The organism is Rhizobium sp. BK181 (assembly GCF_014193305.1).
GTDB lineage: Bacteria > Pseudomonadota > Alphaproteobacteria > Rhizobiales > Rhizobiaceae > Rhizobium.
In genome coordinates this window covers 12,539-28,388 of the sequence record NZ_JACHZA010000008.1, presented here as the reverse complement: position 1 = coordinate 28,388, position 15,850 = coordinate 12,539, and the positions used below count along the sequence as shown (strand labels likewise).

The 15,850-nt window shown below is 61.0% G+C and carries 15 protein-coding genes and 1 pseudogene; 9 read left to right on the top strand and 7 right to left on the bottom strand.

Annotated features, from left to right (window positions below):
* Positions 1 to 15: 15 nt before the first annotated feature.
* The 5 genes and pseudogenes from FHT77_RS32275 to minE all read left to right on the top strand — a co-directional run.
* Positions 16 to 630, top strand: a pseudogene (locus FHT77_RS32275) (GSU2403 family nucleotidyltransferase fold protein); the annotation flags it as partial.
* Positions 631 to 867: 237 nt separating this feature from the next.
* Positions 868 to 1,005 carry a DUF1127 domain-containing protein gene (locus FHT77_RS18705; protein ID WP_007797120.1) on the top strand — a complete coding sequence of 46 codons (138 nt, stop codon included), beginning with the start codon at positions 868 to 870 and terminating at the stop codon, positions 1,003 to 1,005.
* A gap of 333 nt (positions 1,006 to 1,338) precedes the next feature.
* Entirely contained in the window at positions 1,339 to 2,061 is a 723-nt protein-coding gene (minC, locus tag FHT77_RS18700) for a septum site-determining protein MinC (RefSeq protein WP_183756425.1), read from the top strand.
* 32 nt (positions 2,062 to 2,093) lie between these two features.
* Complete coding sequence (gene minD, locus FHT77_RS18695; RefSeq protein ID WP_183756424.1) at positions 2,094 to 2,912, top strand: septum site-determining protein MinD; 819 nt, start codon at positions 2,094 to 2,096, stop codon at positions 2,910 to 2,912.
* Complete coding sequence (gene minE / locus FHT77_RS18690) at positions 2,909 to 3,169, top strand: cell division topological specificity factor MinE (RefSeq protein ID WP_183756423.1); 261 nt, start codon at positions 2,909 to 2,911, stop codon at positions 3,167 to 3,169. Before minD ends, minE begins: the two co-directional genes overlap by 4 nt.
* Positions 3,170 to 3,280: 111 nt before the next feature.
* Here the strand turns inward: minE and FHT77_RS18685 are convergent, their stop codons facing one another.
* Positions 3,281 to 3,883 (bottom strand): TetR/AcrR family transcriptional regulator, encoded by a 603-nt coding sequence (locus tag FHT77_RS18685; protein WP_183756422.1) that lies wholly within the window; start codon positions 3,881 to 3,883, stop codon positions 3,281 to 3,283.
* A 218-nt stretch (positions 3,884 to 4,101) separates the two neighbouring features.
* On the opposite strand from FHT77_RS18685, the gene FHT77_RS18680 reads away from it, so the two are divergent.
* Genes FHT77_RS18680 through FHT77_RS18670 form a run of 3 tightly spaced genes read left to right on the top strand, consistent with a single transcriptional unit; the run spans position 4,102 to position 7,858 of the window.
* On the top strand, positions 4,102 to 4,578 hold the full coding sequence (locus FHT77_RS18680) for a (2Fe-2S)-binding protein (protein ID WP_183756421.1): 477 nt from the start codon (positions 4,102 to 4,104) through the stop codon (positions 4,576 to 4,578).
* Positions 4,575 to 5,561: an FAD binding domain-containing protein gene (locus FHT77_RS18675; RefSeq protein ID WP_183756420.1), complete on the top strand. Its 987-nt coding sequence runs from the start codon at positions 4,575 to 4,577 to the stop codon at positions 5,559 to 5,561. The genes FHT77_RS18680 and FHT77_RS18675 overlap by 4 nt, the downstream gene beginning before the upstream one ends.
* Positions 5,558 to 7,858, top strand: coding sequence for a xanthine dehydrogenase family protein molybdopterin-binding subunit (locus FHT77_RS18670; protein WP_183756419.1), 2,301 nt, complete (start codon positions 5,558 to 5,560; stop codon positions 7,856 to 7,858). The genes FHT77_RS18675 and FHT77_RS18670 overlap by 4 nt, the downstream gene beginning before the upstream one ends.
* Positions 7,859 to 8,239: 381 nt before the next feature.
* On the opposite strand, the gene FHT77_RS18665 is transcribed toward FHT77_RS18670, so the two are convergent.
* Together FHT77_RS18665 and FHT77_RS18660 are read right to left on the bottom strand one after the other, a co-directional pair.
* The gene (locus FHT77_RS18665) at positions 8,240 to 10,072 is read right to left on the bottom strand and encodes an ABC transporter ATP-binding protein (RefSeq protein ID WP_183756418.1); all 1,833 of its coding nucleotides are present in this window, start codon (positions 10,070 to 10,072) and stop codon (positions 8,240 to 8,242) included.
* Positions 10,073 to 10,112: 40 nt separating this feature from the next.
* Complete coding sequence (locus tag FHT77_RS18660) at positions 10,113 to 11,309, bottom strand: aminotransferase class V-fold PLP-dependent enzyme (protein WP_183756417.1); 1,197 nt, start codon at positions 11,307 to 11,309, stop codon at positions 10,113 to 10,115.
* Between the two features lie 88 nt (positions 11,310 to 11,397).
* Here FHT77_RS18660 and FHT77_RS18655 point away from each other — a divergent pair, with 88 nt between their 5' ends.
* Positions 11,398 to 12,237, top strand: coding sequence for an IclR family transcriptional regulator (locus FHT77_RS18655; protein ID WP_405049316.1), 840 nt, complete (start codon positions 11,398 to 11,400; stop codon positions 12,235 to 12,237).
* Between the two features lie 11 nt (positions 12,238 to 12,248).
* Here the strand turns inward: FHT77_RS18655 and FHT77_RS18650 are convergent, their stop codons facing one another.
* Genes FHT77_RS18650 through FHT77_RS18635 form a run of 4 tightly spaced genes read right to left on the bottom strand, consistent with a single transcriptional unit; the run spans position 12,249 to position 15,809 of the window.
* Positions 12,249 to 12,746 (bottom strand): RidA family protein, encoded by a 498-nt coding sequence (locus FHT77_RS18650; RefSeq protein WP_183756415.1) that lies wholly within the window; start codon positions 12,744 to 12,746, stop codon positions 12,249 to 12,251.
* A 33-nt stretch (positions 12,747 to 12,779) separates the two neighbouring features.
* Positions 12,780 to 13,988, bottom strand: a complete 1,209-nt coding sequence (locus tag FHT77_RS18645) for an amidohydrolase/deacetylase family metallohydrolase (RefSeq protein WP_183756414.1) — start codon at positions 13,986 to 13,988, stop codon at positions 12,780 to 12,782.
* 1 nt (position 13,989) lies between these two features.
* Entirely contained in the window at positions 13,990 to 14,868 is an 879-nt protein-coding gene (locus tag FHT77_RS18640; protein WP_183756413.1) for an ABC transporter permease, read from the bottom strand.
* Positions 14,868 to 15,809, bottom strand: a complete 942-nt coding sequence (locus tag FHT77_RS18635; RefSeq protein WP_183756412.1) for an ABC transporter permease — start codon at positions 15,807 to 15,809, stop codon at positions 14,868 to 14,870. Before FHT77_RS18635 ends, FHT77_RS18640 begins: the two co-directional genes overlap by 1 nt.
* Between the last annotated feature and the right edge of the window lie 41 nt (positions 15,810 to 15,850).

The window sequence follows — 15,850 nt, the reverse complement described above, 5'->3', positions numbered from 1 at the left end:
ACGGGGTCAAGGTGCTTGAAGACTATCGACCTCGTGATCAGACAATGCTGGCCGAGTTGGTCAGCGCTCGCTCGACGCCGCGTGGACGGCCGATTTCCCTCCGGAGGGACGGTTCACGCCCGCCAACATCAAAGGTCGCCGCTACTGGTATTTCGACATCCCCGATGGACACGGAGGAACGACACGTCGCTATGTCGGTCCGCAACACGATCCTGATACCGCGCAGCGGGTCGCTGACCACAAACTGAGAAGGATGACCTTGGCACGCGGCGGCGAATGGTCGCGAAGGGGGAACGACTGCGCCCGATGCCATGTCCGGAGACATCGTAGAGGCATTGGCCGATGGCGGTCTGTTCCAGCTTCGGGGCGTCCTCATCGGCACGGTGGCTTTCAGTGCTATTAGCGGGTTGCTGGGCGTCCGCTTGCCGATGACAGCCATCCTCACCGGGGTGCCGATATTGCGCAGGACTATGCCATCTCCTGGGAAGTCGAAGATAGCCTGCCTCCGATCGTCGAGCTGCTGCAGGGGGTGATCCTTCATTCCGGCCGGTGCCTCATCGATCCGGCGCCGCAGCCTCGTCGGCATTCCAGAATTCGACTGGCTATCGGGTTGAATTCCTGACCTCGAGCCCCTGGTGACCGAGTGTCAAACCTTGTCCGGATGCTCAGTTATACTGTTTTTGCAAAACAGCCTGACGAGTGCCGCGTCGGCGGTTATCGGACGCACGACCCGATGTGGAAACCGCCGCCCGGTTGCTCACCGGCAGGGCGAGGTTGCAAATTCGAGATGCCACATATGCGGTTTTCGAAGTGCTCATTTGGAAAGCAGTCAGCTATATATTTGTGCAACGCACAAGGAGATATGACATGAAAATCGGTAACCGGATCGGAGAGTTCCTACAGCTCCGCAAAGCCTACAGAGACCTTTCGAGACTCGACGATGCAGCCCTGAAGGACATCGGGGTCACGCGTGGTGACATCAAGCGCCTGGTTTACGGTCGCTAAGACGACGAGAAGACCGAGACATCAAGGCCCGCCAGAGCGGGCCTTTGTTGTATTTGGGCCATACCGTTCAGCCCCGACCCGACCCCGACATACGGGCAACCAATCATCAGAGCGATTGCCGCGGGAGGACACGCGCTTACCTCCGCGTAAAGGGGTGAACTGGCAGGTGCCAAAGCAGCCGCCTTTGAGGCCTGGCCGACGATGACGTCAAGCGCTGATTGCAACAAGCCGACGGCGTTTCGGAATGAAAATTGTTAACGCCCCGGGCGTCAGATATTAACCATTTGTTAACCAAATCAGCGATAAAAATTGGTCAACGTTTTCTTAACATAGATGACCAAAGTGCTAACTGACGCTCGCTCTATCCGTATCAAGGGCCGCTCCTTCCTCGCGGTCATGCTATCGCCAGATCTTCCCTTCGACGACTGGCTCGTACGACTGGATGATCTTGCCGCGCGGTCTGCCGGCTTCTTCCTGGGGCGGCCTGTGGTACTCGACGTGAGCGATCTTCAGATCGACCGCGCACAACTGAAGGGCCTAATTGCCGAGCTTGCACAGCGCAATGTCAGCATCATGGGGATCGAAGGCTGCCGCCCGTCGCTGATCGGACCAGGCATGCCGCCGGCTCTCAAGGGAGGGCGCCCAGTCTCGGATTTCGAGGTTCCCCAGCAGGAGCCGACCATTGATGTTGAACGCAAGGCGCCGGTGATCGAAACGCGTGCGGCGTTGCAATCAATCGTCATTCGCGAGCCTATCCGTTCCGGTCAGTCGCTGATTTTTCCAGAAGGCGACGTTACCGTCATAGGTTCGGTCGCGTCAGGTGCGGAGATTATTGCCGGCGGTTCGGTTCATATCTACGGAACATTGAGGGGGCGCGCCATGGCTGGTTCGGTTGGCAATACGTCAGCGCGCATCTTCTGCCGCAAGCTCGAGGCAGAGCTCGTTGCCATCGACGGCATCTACAAGATGGCCGAAGACATAGCATCCAACCTTCGCGGACAGTCCGTTCAGCTCTGGCTGGACGGTGATTCCATCAAGGCAGAGAAACTTAGTTAGGCCCGAAACTGGCTATCACACAGGAGATAAAGATGGGGAAAGTCATCGTCGTCACTTCGGGCAAGGGCGGAGTGGGCAAGACCACATCCACCGCAGCCCTCGGAGCAGCCTTGGCCCAAAGGAACGAGAAGGTCGTTGTTGTCGACTTCGACGTCGGCCTTCGCAACCTCGACCTCGTCATGGGGGCTGAGCGCAGGGTTGTCTACGACCTGGTCAACGTCATCCAGGGGGACGCGAAGCTTTCCCAGGCGCTGATCCGCGACAAGCGGGTTGAGACGCTCTTCCTTTTGCCGGCATCACAAACGCGCGACAAGGACAATCTTACCGCCGAAGGCGTCGAGCGCGTGATCAATGACCTGAAGCGTCATTTCGACTGGATCATCTGCGACAGCCCAGCCGGCATCGAACGTGGCGCTACGCTGGCGATGCGCCACGCCGACGTCGCTGTGGTCGTCACCAATCCGGAAGTTTCCTCCGTCCGCGACTCCGACCGCATCATCGGTCTGCTTGATTCGAAGACTGAGAAGGCTGAACGCGGAGAGCGGATGGAAAAGCACCTGCTCCTGACACGCTACGACCCGAACCGTGCCGAACGGGGTGACATGTTGAAGGTCGACGACGTGCTGGAGATCCTCTCGATCCCGCTGCTTGGCATCATCCCGGAAAGTTCGGACGTGCTTCGCGCATCCAACATCGGTGCCCCCGTGACCCTGGCGGACAATCGCAGTGCGCCTGCGCTGGCCTATTTCGATGCGGCGCGGAGACTGGCGGGTGAGGAGTTTCCAGTCGTCATCCCGGGAGAGAAGCGGGGCATCTTCGGCAAGATCTTCGGACGGAGGGCGGCTGCATGAGCATTTTCAACTTCTTTGGGAAACAGCGGACCGCGCCTGCGGCCCGCGAGCGCCTGCAGGTATTGCTGGCGCACGAGCGCGTCTCTGCCGGGTCTGATCTTGTCTCGCTGTTGCGTGAGGAAATCCTTGCGGTCATCGCCAAGCACATTGACGTCGACAACGAAAGGGTGCGCGTGACAATGGATCGCGACGAGCATATGTCGGTGCTGGAGATTGATGTCGAAATTCCCCTTGGTACGACCGTCAAGGCGGCGTGACTCAAGGCAGCATGATTTCAAGGCGGCGTCCCTGGCGCCGCCTTTTCATTTTCAGCGTCAAGCCTCACCTCAGACAGGCAACGCCGCTGCCGTCGTCGATGCGGTCGCCGGCTATTTCCTTCGCAAGCCATCCATCAAGAGCCCGATGAGGCGGTTCGAGCGGTCGCGCCATTCCGGGGACGCTGGCAGGGAATATATGCTCGAAAGGGCGTGCAGGAGGTCCGTCGTGTCGATGTCGTCCCGGATCTTGCCCTCTTGCGCTGCTGTTGTCAGAAGGCCGCCCGCCGCGCTTTTGAGGCGGCCGGCACCCTCGGCAAAGAGAGAGCTGTTCGAGTCCATCAATATCTTCAGGCTGCCGGCCATTCCGCGCTTAGTGGCGATGTAGTCGACGAAACGTCGCATCCACTCTTCCAACGCGATATCGGAGGGATGCCTTGCCGCAAGCTCCAGTGCGGCAGCCGCGAGAGCCTCCAGTTCCCTGCGGTAGATCACTTCAACCAAGTGCTCGCGGGTGGGAAAATGGCGATAGAGGGTGCCGATCCCCACGCCGGCCTTTCGAGCAATATCCTCGAGCGACGTTTCAACGCCATGCTCGGCAAAGGCGGCGGACGCGGCTTCAATCAACTTTTCCCGATTCCGGCGTGCGTCGGCCCGAAGGGGAGGGTGTGAGGGCGGTGCTGTCTCCGGCGCGGCCGAGGGCAAAATAGACTCCATGCACGTTCGGGACTTGACGCGACGCGGCAAGTCTCTAGATTAAACGGAGGCGCCTCCGATTATATGGAGCGCCCTCCACTTCTTAATCCAGAAGAGGGCATGATGTCATGCTGAAACGCGCCCGGCCTTGCTTTCATGACGTTAGCTAGCGCGCCGGGCTTGTTTGGCCACCCCTCTGGAACCTCATTGCCATCCCGTGACGAGAGCAGGAGCTCCCCATGACCCGGACGATTCATCTTTCCCTCGACGTCAATCGACACCGTTACGAACTCGATGTCGAGCCACGCGTGACCTTGCTCGATGCGCTTCGCGAGCATCTGGGCCTGACCGGTACGAAGAAGGGCTGCGATCAGGGACAATGCGGCGCCTGCACGGTGCATCTCGATGGCAAGCGCGTGCTTGCCTGCCTGACCCTTGCCGCGCAGGTCGAAGGCCAGGAGGTCACGACCATCGAGGGGCTGGCGTCAGACAATGGCGATCTGCACCCGGTGCAGGCAGCCTTTCTTGACCATGATGCATTCCAGTGTGGCTATTGCACACCGGGGCAGATCATGTCGGCGGTCGCATTGATCCGCGAGGGAGGCGCCATGACGGACGAGGAGATTCGCGAGGCCATGGCCGGCAACCTCTGTCGCTGCGGAGCCTACAACCATATCGTTGCGGCCGTGCGCCAAGCTGCGGAGATGGCCCGATGAGAGATTTCGAGTATATCAGGGCCCGCTCGGTCGATGACGCCCGAAAGCACGTCATGCAATCGGGCGCCGTGTTTATCGCAGGCGGGACAACCCTCCTCGATCTCGCCAAATGCGGCGTTGCCGCTCCCGATTCGGTGATCGACATCAGCCGTCTTCCGGATCTGGCGAAGATCTCTGCTGACAGCGACGGTGTCACGATCGGCGCGCTCGCGAAGATGGAGGATGTGGCAGCAAGCCCGGGCATTCGCGCCGATTATCCGGCCGTTTCAAAATCCCTTTCCCTTGCCGCCTCCGCACAGTTGCGAAACATGGCGACAACAGGGGGGAACCTGTTGCAAAGGACACGCTGTCCCTATTTCCGCGACCCCGCGACCTTCAAGGCCTGCAACAAGCGCGCCCCCGGTTCTGGCTGTTCGGCAATTGAGGGGGTAACCCGAAACCATGCCGTGCTCGGAACCAGCGACGCCTGCATCGCGTCCTATCCGGGCGACCTCGCTGTCGCGCTGGCTGCCCTCGATGCGGTGATCGATCTCGGCGGGCGTCAGGTGGCCGTGGAAGACTTCTTCCTGCTGCCGTCGGACACGCCGGAGAGAGAAACGGTACTGGAACCAGGAGAAATGATCCTGTCGATCAGGGTTCCCCGCACGCCGCTGGCAAGAAACTCGACCTACCTCAAGGTTCGTGATCGCCAGTCCTTCGAGTTTGCCGTCGCAAGTGCAGCCGTCGGATTGGAATTCGAGGCCGACGGCAAGACGATCCGCAACGCCAGCGTTGCATTGGGCGGGGTTGCGACAACGCCGTGGCGGGCGCGGTCCGTTGAAGCAGCACTGAAGGGGAAATCCCTTGATGACGTCGGAGCGATTGCGGCCGCAAGCCGCCTTGCCATGGAAGGTGCCGTCAGTCACGGCGGCAACCGTCACAAGATCGAACTCGCACCGCGTGTCGTGACGCGCGCCATTCTCGAGACAGGAGGTCTGGCATGACCATTATGGAACCTCACAGCAAACGTGGAGACTCCTCTGATGGCACGATCGGTGGGCGACTGTCGCGCCTTGACGGCCGGCTGAAGATCACCGGCGGTGCGCCCTTTGCCCTCGAGCATCAGGTCAAGGGGGTCACTTACGGTGTCCTCGTGCAGAGCAGGATTGCAGCCGGGCGCATCGTCGCCATCGACAGCAGCAAGGCCGAGGCAGCACCGGGAACGCTGATGGTGCTGACGCCGGACACCGAACTCAATCTCAGCATTGCGTCGGACTGGTATGGAAACCGGCCGGACAACCAGGCCTATCATCCGCTGTCCCGGGACATCACCTTCAACGGTCAGGCCGTTGCGGCTGTCATCGGGGAAACCCTGGAGCAGGCGAGTGAGGCGGCAAGGCTGATCGAGATCACCTATGAGGAGGCTCCGGCGATTGTCGGTTTCGACGACGCCGCGGCGAAAGAAGGAAAGCTACTCGACGCACTGACGGTCACCTGGGGTGATGCAACGAGCGCACTCGCCGCTGCCCCTGTTCGCGTCGAGGCAGAGTACAAGACGCCGCGGGAATTCCATGTCGCGATCGAGCCGCATGGCCTCACCGCAGAGTGGGACGGCGACACCCTGACCATCCGGGAGCCCAGCCAGTGGACGCACGGAATGGCCCGCACCTATGCAGAGTGGTTCGGATTGCCCTATGAAAATGTGCGGATCATTTCGCCGTTCATCGGAGGCGGGTTCGGTTCCAAGGCGACGGCTTATGCCTATGGCGCACTTGCAGCGGCGGCTGCCCGCAAGCTCGCCCGGCCGGTGAAGCTTGCCGTGACGCGTCCTCAGACGTTCACCGCCTTCGGCGGCCGTGCTGCGACCCGGCAGACGATCGCACTCGGCGCGAATTCGGAAGGGGTCCTCCAGGCACTTGTCCATCGCGGTGCGAGCGAAACGGCGACCTATGCCGATTTTCCGGAGCAGACCAGCGCAGCAACGCCGCTGATGTATGCGGTCGAGAATTTCAGTGCGGAGCATCGGCTGGTCGCGGTGAATACGATTGTTCCTGGAGCGCTGCGGGCACCAGGCAAGAATCCGAGTGCCTTTGGGCTCGAATGCGCGATGGACGAGCTCGCTTACGCGGTCGGCATTGATCCTGTCGAGATCAGACTGCGCAACTATGCCGAACGTGATCCGCAGTCGGGCAAGCCCTGGTCTACGCGGCGGTTGCGGGAGGCGCTGTCAGCGGGCAGTGAAGCATTCGGATGGTCGCGCCGCAGCCTTGCCCCCCGCTCGATGAGAAACGGCCGGCGTCTGGTCGGATGGGGCGTCGCTTGCGGAACGTTTCCGGTCCTTCGAGCCGCAAGCGAAGCGCTTGTCCGTATTCTCGCTGATGGTTCGGCAGAGGTCGTCAGTGGCGCGATCGACATGGGTCAGGGCACCTACACGATCCTTGCCCAGACGGCGGCCGATGCGCTGGGTGTCCCGGTCGAGACGATCAATGTCCGGCTTGGCGATTCATCGCTTCCCGGTGCGACGGTTGCCGGCGGCTCGATGCTCGCCGGCGCCATAACAGGGGCCGTGCACAAGGCTGCATCGGCCGCGCGCGACGAACTGATCGCGCTGGCGCTCAACGATGGAGCGTCACCATTTCGCGATACCGGCGCGAACACGCTGACGGTTGCCGACGGGCGCGTTTCGGTTCCGCGCGACGGAGGCATGTCGTTGCCGATCCGTGACCTTATGTCAGCGCTCGGTCGCCAGTCGATCGAGACGCGAAAAAACACGCTTCCGGACAATGAGCAGGGGCCCGATAGTCACCGCAAGGCCTGGACGACCATGGGAAGCATCCGCGGACCAACGGCAGGTGATTATTCCATGCACAGCTGGTGCGCGCATTTTGTCGAGGTGATGGTCGACGAAGACTTCGGGACGATCCGTGTCTCCCGCGTCGTATCGGCATTCGACTGCGGCAGGATCTACAATCCGAAGCTGGCGGAAAGCCAATGGCGCGGCGGCATCATCATGGGGATCGGCCAGGCGCTTCTCGAAGAGGGGCTGGTGGATCCGCGCAATGGTCGCCTGGTCAACAACAACCTCGGTGATTATCTCGTCGCCACCAATGCTGATATCCCTGACATCGAGGTCATCTCGGTCGGCATTCCAGACAAGGAAGCCTCGGTTCTAGGTGGAAAGGGGGTAGGGGAGGTCGGTATCGTCGGTGTGGCGCCAGCAATTGCCAACGCTGTTTTCCATGCAACCGGCAAGCGGATCCGCGACCTCCCGCTCACACTCGACAAGGTGCTGGGTTCGTGACCACCCCGAAGGACTGAACGCGTGACAGTGATGTGAGGTGGCGAGCATCGGCCACCTCGCATCGGTTCGGGCAAGCTCAAGCCCCATGCCGTGAACAGGCACGCCTCTTCGTTGTACCAGTACCTTTCGACACCAAACGACCTGTGTCCCGACAGCGCAAGCCTGCACGTGAGGGGTTGTCGCCGACAGCAGGCAGGTGCAAACTACAAAATGACAGAAAGCACTGCCGCCGGCGACCGTTTCTAAACGCCAAACTCCGACCACGGTTCCGCAACGATTGCTGCAGCTGCTTACCAGATTGGCGCGAGAAAACCGCGGTCTGCCGCTGCCGCCGCCCGAGGTGTGGCGGCAGCGATCGCTTCGACCTTCATCACGGAGCGCTCAGGCGATCACAAGATGTCCCGGCGAAACGGTTCGATATTCACGCCGGTCAGCCTCGTATTCGACGGGCCGGATCGGGCTCTTCAACTCCTCGACGACGGCCTTGCGCTTCTGATGGCGGCGGTCGGGATCCGGTACCGGCACGGCTGCCATCAGCTTCCTGGTGTACTCGTGCTGGGGGTTGCCGAAGATCGCCGCGCGGGGGCCGATTTCGACAATCTCTCCGAGATACATCACGGCCACCCGATGGCTGACGCGTTCGACGACGGCCATGTCATGGGAAATGAACAGGAAGGCGAGATCCAGGCTCTGCTGCAGGTCGAGCATCAGATTGATGACCTGCGCCTTGATCGATACGTCGAGCGCCGAGACGCTTTCGTCTGCAACGATCACCTTCGGCTGAAGCGCCAGGGCCCGGGCGATGCAAACGCGCTGTCGCTGGCCGCCGGAGAATTCGTGCGGGTAGCGCTGCGCCATATCGGGCGTGAGCCCAACCTTCAACAGCATGTCGGCGACGACATCCCGTGCCTGTTTCGCCGTACCCATCTTGTGCTCGAGATACGGTTCGGCAATCGCCTGACCGACGGTCATGCGGGGATTGAGCGATGCGAAGGGATCCTGAAAGATCATCTGGACCGATTTGCGCATCTCGCGCATCTCGCGCTTGCCGAGGGAGAGCATGTCGCGTCCCTCGACGATGACGGCGCCGGAATCCGGCTCGATCAGGCGCATGATGGCGCGACCGGTCGTCGATTTGCCACAACCGGATTCGCCGACGAGGGACAGTGTCTCGCCGGCGCGAAGGTCGAAAGACACGTTCTCGACTGCATGCACCCGCCCGCTCAATCGGCCAAGCAGTCCCGAATGGATGTCAAAGCGTTTGGTCAGCCCTTTGACCTCGAGGATCGGTCTGTCCCTGGTGACGGTATCAGGCACTTCGACCCCAGCATCGGTTTCGCCCGTCACGGCGTTGACGACGGGAAAACGCAATGGCCGCGTGTAGACCTGCATCGATCCGAGCACCGGCACGGCCGACAGAAGAGTGCGGGTGTAGGGATGCTTTGCGCGGTGGAAGATGTCACCTGTTGTCCCGGTCTCCACCTCTTCACCGCGGTACATCACGACGGTCCGGTCGGCGATTTCGGCAACGACGCCCATGTCGTGGGTAATGAAGAGGACCGAGGTTTTCTGTTCGTCCTGCAGCATCTTGATGAGATCGAGGATCTGCCCCTGGATGGTTACGTCGAGCGCTGTCGTCGGCTCGTCGGCGATAAGGAGTTTCGGCCGGGAGGCAAGCGCCATGGCAATCATCACGCGTTGGCGCATGCCGCCCGAAAAACGATGCGGATACTCGTCGAAACGGGAGGCCGCGGACGGGATGCGAACCTTTTCCAGCAGGCGAATGGTCTCCGACCTGGCCTCTGCCGTTGACATCGCCCTGTGGCACAGCAATGCCTCCGAGATCTGATCGCCGATGGTAAAGAGCGGATTGAGGCTCGTCATCGGCTCCTGGAAGATCATCGAGACATCGTTGCCGCGCACCTTGCGCATCTCGTCTTGCGAAAGGGACAAGAGGTCACGGCCATCAAGCATGACCTTGCCCTCGATACGGCTTGAGTCCGCCTGCAGGAGCCGCATGATCGAGAGTGACGTCACACTCTTTCCCGAACCGCTCTCACCGACGATGGCGACCGTTTCTCCAGGTGACACGGAGAAGGAAACATTCCGCACGACCGGTTTCCAGCCACCATCAACCAGAAACGAGGTGGTCAGGTTGTGAACGGACAGAACCGGGTTAGCGGGCCGCGAAGCGCTAATCTCTGTGACACTCATTTTTGTTCCCTTTCCTTTATCCCTTGCCGCCTGCCGATCCTCAGTCCGGCCAGCGCAAAATCCCGTCGAAGCGGTGTCTGCTGCGGTTTTCGAGCGGGGTGGCGATGATCTCGTTCGAGGCGCGGGCCCTGTCGAGTTCTTCGCTCAGCCGGGCGGCAACGATCTTTTCCTGGCCAGGATGCAGGTTGCAGGGATCGAGATAGAAATGCTGATGCTCGACCTCGTGGTCGCGTACGATGACCGGCTGGTCGCCACGCGACAGTGCCGTGGCCAGATCCCACGCGGTGATGTGTGCCTCGGTTGGCGACACCACGACCCGCAGGCGCTCGAGCGGATTGTTCGTCGGATCAGGTTCGATGAGGGCTCTCACGCCCGGGCGGCCATCCAGCGTTTCCTTCCAGAGCTTGAGATAGCCTGTCTCACGTTCGCGGATTCCAGCGTGATCGCGCTTTTCCCACGCTTCCAGCGCAGCCATGACGCCATAGATGCTCTCCTTGCCAACCTTCATGCCGCGACCGATCCCCATGTTCTGAAGGAAGGCGCTGCGGACCAGTTCCTTTTTGCCGGCAACGATGCCGGAGGTCGGGCCGCCGAGGAACTTGTGCCCGGAATAAAGGGCGATATCGGCCCCTTGTGCAAGAAACAGCCTGAGGTCGTATTCGGAAGCTGCGTCGACGATGACCGGAACGCCCTTGGCGTGAGCGATCTCGACGAACTCGCTGAGGTGCAGCAGGCCATAGTCGACAACATGATGGGACACGACATAAACGGCCGCCGCTGTTTTTTCGGTGATGGCATTTTCCATGTGAAAGCGATGCGTCGAGGTGGCCTGCCCGATCAGCACGACTTTGCCGCCGGCAAGTCGGATGGCCTGATCGACGGGCGCGCCGTAGCTCACGACATGACCCATCTGCACGAGGACTTCGTTCTTCTCGAGCGTCGCATCGGGCAGTTTTTCGATGGCGAGGAGATTGTTGCCGGTGATTGCACCGGCGACAGCAAGGCTGATGCCAGCGGAGCACGATGCCGTGACAAAGCCTGCTTCGGCGCCGGTCAACCTGGCGATGACCTTGCTTGCCATGCGCTGCAGGTCATTGATTTCGACAAATTGCGGCAGGATTGCTTCCATCGCCTGGATTGCTTGCGGAACGACGATCGAGGCGCCGAGGCTGGTCATCGTACCGGACACGTTGATGACCGGGCGCAGGCCGATCGTGGTGCGGATATCATCGGACATTCTAGTTCTCCAAAGTGGCGGCTTGCGAATTGCCATCGACAGTTATGCCATAGTAATGTAATAGCGTCCCGTAATCAGACGAGGAACCTTGAAATTGGACACCAAGCCCTCCTCCGCAACCCAGGTTGACGAGACGGTATCGGTTGACGAGGCGGACGCCAAAGGCGCGCGGCGCTCTCGGGTGAGCGGCATCGATCGTGCCTTGCAGGTTATCGATTATCTTTACGAGACCGGTTCCCCGGCCGGAGCCTACGCGATTGCCAAGGCCGTCCGGGCGCCGCTCTCCACGGTCTATGTCATCATTGACGACCTGGTAGACAAGAACATGCTGGCCCGCAATTCCGACGGATCGATCTGGCTGGGTTCGCGCCTCTATCATTACGGTCTCGCCTATGCGCGGTCGCTGGATTTCATGAGTGTTGCCACGCATGAAATGCACGATCTTTGCCGCCAGGCGGGCGAAACCGTCCAGGTATGCGGTCGCGACGGCGACTACATGCTGGTCCTTGCGATGGCGGACGGTCCGAGCCACTTCCAGGTCGCCTCGCGGGTCGGAACGCGCGTGCCACTGAACTGGACTGCATCCGGCAGACTTCTTGTCGGTCACCTGCCGGAGAGCGAGCGGGTGGACCTGTTCAGGCGCTGCGCCCGCAGCTCGCCGACCGGACGCGCCGAAATCGATGCGGCAACGCTTTCTGACGCAGCCGGGAAGGCGTTTGCGGAGAGGCTGTCGATCCAGGTCGCCGAGTCGGACTACGCGGTTGCCTGCATTGCCTCCCCGGTCTGCGACCGGGAGGGACAGTGCGTTGCGACCATCTCGATTGTGCTGCCGGAACAGAAGGTCCTGTCCGACGAGAGCCGTTACACTGAACAGGTGCGGGCTTCGGCGCAGCGGATCGAAAAATTGATGGGTTGGCGCAATCACTGATAAAGGTCTCCTCAATCGTTCAGCGAGACGATCGCCTCGATCTCGACGGTGATGTTGCCGGGCAGTGATCCGAAGCCGACGGCCGAGCGAGCGTGCTGGCCGGCCTCCCCGAAGATTTCGATAAACAGATCCGAGCATCCGTTGATGACGCTTGGATGGTTTTCGAAGTGCGGCACGGCGTTGACCATGCCAAGCAGCTTGACGACCCGCTTTACCCTGGAGAGGTCGCCGAGGGCGTCGTGCATGACGGCGAGCAGATTGATACCGGTAAGCCGTGCATGCTGGTAGGCCTCTTCCGTACTGACATCGCTGCCGACCTTGCCGGCATGGAGGTGACCATCCGCCTCCCGCGGGCCCTGGCCCGACAGGTAGAGAATATTGCCCTCGCGGACGTGGGTGATGAAGTTGGCGATCGGCGCTGGTGCTGATGGCAAGGTAATGCCGAGCGCCGCGAGGCGCTCATAAGGCGTTTGCACCGCTGCCGCGGCCTTTGCTGGTGACGTGTTCACGTCTGCTCCTATCTGCGGGTTTTGACCTTGCGCTCAACGCCACGAATAGCCGTGAGTGTGGCGGACAAGCTTGCGGGCACGCGGAATATAGCGGCTGGCGGTGGTCGCCTCCGATCCGATCACCGCGTAGCGCGGTTCGAACAGCTTCTGCAGGCGGGAAACATCGCCATTGGAGTCGGTGGCTTCGAGATCGGCGTCGATGAGGTCGAAGATGGTGAAATCCGCCCTCTGGCCGACGGAAAGACGGTTTTCCATCGACAGCTTGATGACCGAGGCCGGCGCGTGGGTCACTGCTTCCACGACCTTGTCGAAAGGCATGCCGACAGAGAGGAGCTTCGACATTGTCGTTGCCAGGTCCCAGACCGGGAAGTTCATAGAGTGACCGTGGAGGTCGGTCGAGATCGAGAACGGCAGGAGGCCACGTGCAATCGCCGCTTCTGCCACCTTGAAGGAGAAGGACGCCCCGCCATGACCGATGTCGAGGCGAATGCCTTCGCCAGCGCAACGCTCGGCGAGATTGAAAAGGTCCTCGTCCTCCATGATGCTCGAGCCCGCCTTGCCGTTGAAGCAATGGGTCACGACATCGCCCGGGCCGAGGATCTCCAGCACCTCGTCGTAGAGCGCAGGCGGCTCGCCGACATGCACCATCATCGGAATCTTCAGGATCTTTGCGATCTTCTTGCCGAGCTTCACGGGTGTCACGCCCCACGAGCCGGTGATGACATGGCTCGCACGCACTTTCAGGCCGACGATGTGCTCGCTGTTCTGCGCATAGCACTCGACAATGCGGTCGAGATCGATGTCGCGAATATCGCGAAGCTCAGCGACGCGATTGCAGGCGACAAGGCCGATCGAGCCGAGATTGAGGAACGCCTTGATACGCTCTTTCGACGGCTCGATGATGTATTCGCGGAAGCCGTGGAAGTTGGCTTCGCCGGCCGAACCGGCATCAACGAGAGTCGTGACGCCCCGCTCGGCACCGCATTCCGACGGGCGGATCGAGATGTCGGTCCCGCCGTGCCAGATATGGACGTGGAGGTCTACCCAGCCTGGTGAAATCCAGGCGTCTTTCGCATCGATGCGAGAGGCATCCGCAGGGGTTGGAAGCGACGGGCCGATTGCAGAAATCTTTCCATCGGCACCGACAAGGATATCCGTCGTGCCGGATGGCGAAGCGGCACCAAAAGCCATTGGCTTGACGTTGGTGATGAGAAGCGGCTTGCCCGCTGTTTCACCGGTCATTCTAGAGGTCCTTTCGAAGTCTTGGGTCGAGCATGTCCCGCAGACCGTCGCCGACCATTTGCAGCGACAGCACGGAGAGGATGATGGCGAAGCCCGGGAAGTAGGTCATCCAGTCGGCCTGGCCGATATACTGACGGCCGGCTGCGATCATGGTTCCCCAGGTCGGAATTTCGGGGCTGACGCCGAGGCCAAGGAAGGAAAGACCGGCTTCGGCAAGCATGGCGCTGGCAAAAAGGAAAGTCCCTTGTACGATGATCGGCGACAGCAGGTTTCTAAGCACGTGCCGCGTCATGATGTGGAAGGTGGAAATGCCGAGCGCCTGCGCTGCTTCGACATAGGGGAGCTCGCGGATCACCAGGGTCGAGGCGCGAACGATCCGCGCCAGACGCGGCGAGTAGACGATCGACAGCGCAACGATGACAGTGGTGAGCGACGGCCCGAGCGCGGCGACAAGCGCGATCGCCAGAAGAATGTCGGGAAACGACATCATGGCGTCGATCAGCCGGGCAATCGGCGTGTCGAGTTTCTTGAAGAAGCCGGCGAGCAGTCCGAGCGTGACGCCGATCAAGGCGGAGAGCGCAACAACGGCCACCCCGACCAGGAGCGAGAGCCTGCCGGCATAGATCGTCCGCGAGAACACATCACGGCCGAACTCATCGGTGCCGAACCAGAACAGCTCACTTGGCGCCTTGAGCCGGTTGACGATCGAAAGCTTCGAGGGCGAGTAAGGCGCAATCCAGGGGGCCAGCGCCGCCAGAAGCACGAAGATGGTCAGGACGAGGATTCCGGCGGCGACCCTCTTGCGTTTGAGGAGGCGGCGAAGAAATTTGCTGCGCTCGCTGGGTGGGGTTTTCTCGGTTGTGGTTGCGATATCGGCCATCAGTAGCGCACCCTTGGATCGACCAGCAGATAGAGCATGTCGATCGCGAAATTGATGAGGACGTAGAGGCCGGCAATCACCAGCAACGCGCCCTGGATGACGGGATAGTCGCGTCTGAGAACGGCAGAGACGACAAGATTGCCAACGCCAGGCAGGCCAAACACGGTCTCGGTTACCACGGCGCCGGAGATCAGCACGGCTGCGGTGAGCCCGAGAACGGTCAGGATCGGGATCAGTGCATTCTTCAGTGCGTGCTTGAGCACGACCTTGCGTTCGACCAGTCCCTTGGCTCTTGCGGTACGGATATAGTCGTCGCCCAGCACGTCGAGCATCGAGGCGCGGGTAAAGCGCAGGATTAGTGCGGAGGAGACGAGACCGAGTGCGAAGGCCGGCAATGTCAGATGGTACATGCGTTCAAAAAAGGACGCGCCGGGACCGCCATAGCCCGAGACAGGAAAGGCGTTCAGGCGCACGGCAAAAAACTGCATGAGAATGAGGCCGAGCCAGAAGCTCGGGATGCTCGCAGCCAGCATGGCGATGGTGGTCGACAACTGGTCGATAAAGGAGCCGCGCCGATATGCGGCATAGATGCCGATCGGCAGCGCGATGACACTTGCGATCACGAGCGAGAAGATCGTCAGGAAGAAGGTCGGCTCCGCGCGCTCGAGAAGGGCCGACGTGACCGGCATGTTGAGGAAGATCGACTGGCCGAGGTCTCCCTTCAGGAGCTGGCCGATATAGAAGAAGTACTGGACGACGATCGACTGGTCGAGACCCAGCCGGGCGCGCAGGTCGGCAACGTCCTGGGTCGTTGCATCGGGGCCGAGCATGACTGCGGCCGGATCGCCGGGTGTGACGCGCACGATCACGAAGACAATCGTGACGACGAGAAAAATCACAACTATCATGCCGAGGAGGCGCTGGAGGATGTAGCGTATCATGGAAAGCGGCTCCTATGTCCGCTGGAGCGGGATCATGGACG

What these genes read in the sequence shown, in the direction of transcription:
- FHT77_RS18705 (WP_007797120.1), top strand. Translation starts at nt 868, where the DNA reads ATGAAAATCGGTAACCGGATCGGAGAGTTCCTACAGCTCCGCAAAGCC.
- minC (WP_183756425.1), top strand. Translation starts at nt 1,339, where the DNA reads ATGACCAAAGTGCTAACTGACGCTCGCTCTATCCGTATCAAGGGCCGC.
- minD (WP_183756424.1), top strand. Translation starts at nt 2,094, where the DNA reads ATGGGGAAAGTCATCGTCGTCACTTCGGGCAAGGGCGGAGTGGGCAAG.
- minE (WP_183756423.1), top strand. Translation starts at nt 2,909, where the DNA reads ATGAGCATTTTCAACTTCTTTGGGAAACAGCGGACCGCGCCTGCGGCC.
- FHT77_RS18685 (WP_183756422.1), bottom strand. Translation starts at nt 3,883, where the DNA reads ATGGAGTCTATTTTGCCCTCGGCCGCGCCGGAGACAGCACCGCCCTCA.
- FHT77_RS18680 (WP_183756421.1), top strand. Translation starts at nt 4,102, where the DNA reads ATGACCCGGACGATTCATCTTTCCCTCGACGTCAATCGACACCGTTAC.
- FHT77_RS18675 (WP_183756420.1), top strand. Translation starts at nt 4,575, where the DNA reads ATGAGAGATTTCGAGTATATCAGGGCCCGCTCGGTCGATGACGCCCGA.
- FHT77_RS18670 (WP_183756419.1), top strand. Translation starts at nt 5,558, where the DNA reads ATGACCATTATGGAACCTCACAGCAAACGTGGAGACTCCTCTGATGGC.
- FHT77_RS18665 (WP_183756418.1), bottom strand. Translation starts at nt 10,072, where the DNA reads ATGAGTGTCACAGAGATTAGCGCTTCGCGGCCCGCTAACCCGGTTCTG.
- FHT77_RS18660 (WP_183756417.1), bottom strand. Translation starts at nt 11,309, where the DNA reads ATGTCCGATGATATCCGCACCACGATCGGCCTGCGCCCGGTCATCAAC.
- FHT77_RS18645 (WP_183756414.1), bottom strand. Translation starts at nt 13,988, where the DNA reads ATGACCGGTGAAACAGCGGGCAAGCCGCTTCTCATCACCAACGTCAAG.
- FHT77_RS18640 (WP_183756413.1), bottom strand. Translation starts at nt 14,868, where the DNA reads ATGGCCGATATCGCAACCACAACCGAGAAAACCCCACCCAGCGAGCGC.
- FHT77_RS18635 (WP_183756412.1), bottom strand. Translation starts at nt 15,809, where the DNA reads ATGATACGCTACATCCTCCAGCGCCTCCTCGGCATGATAGTTGTGATT.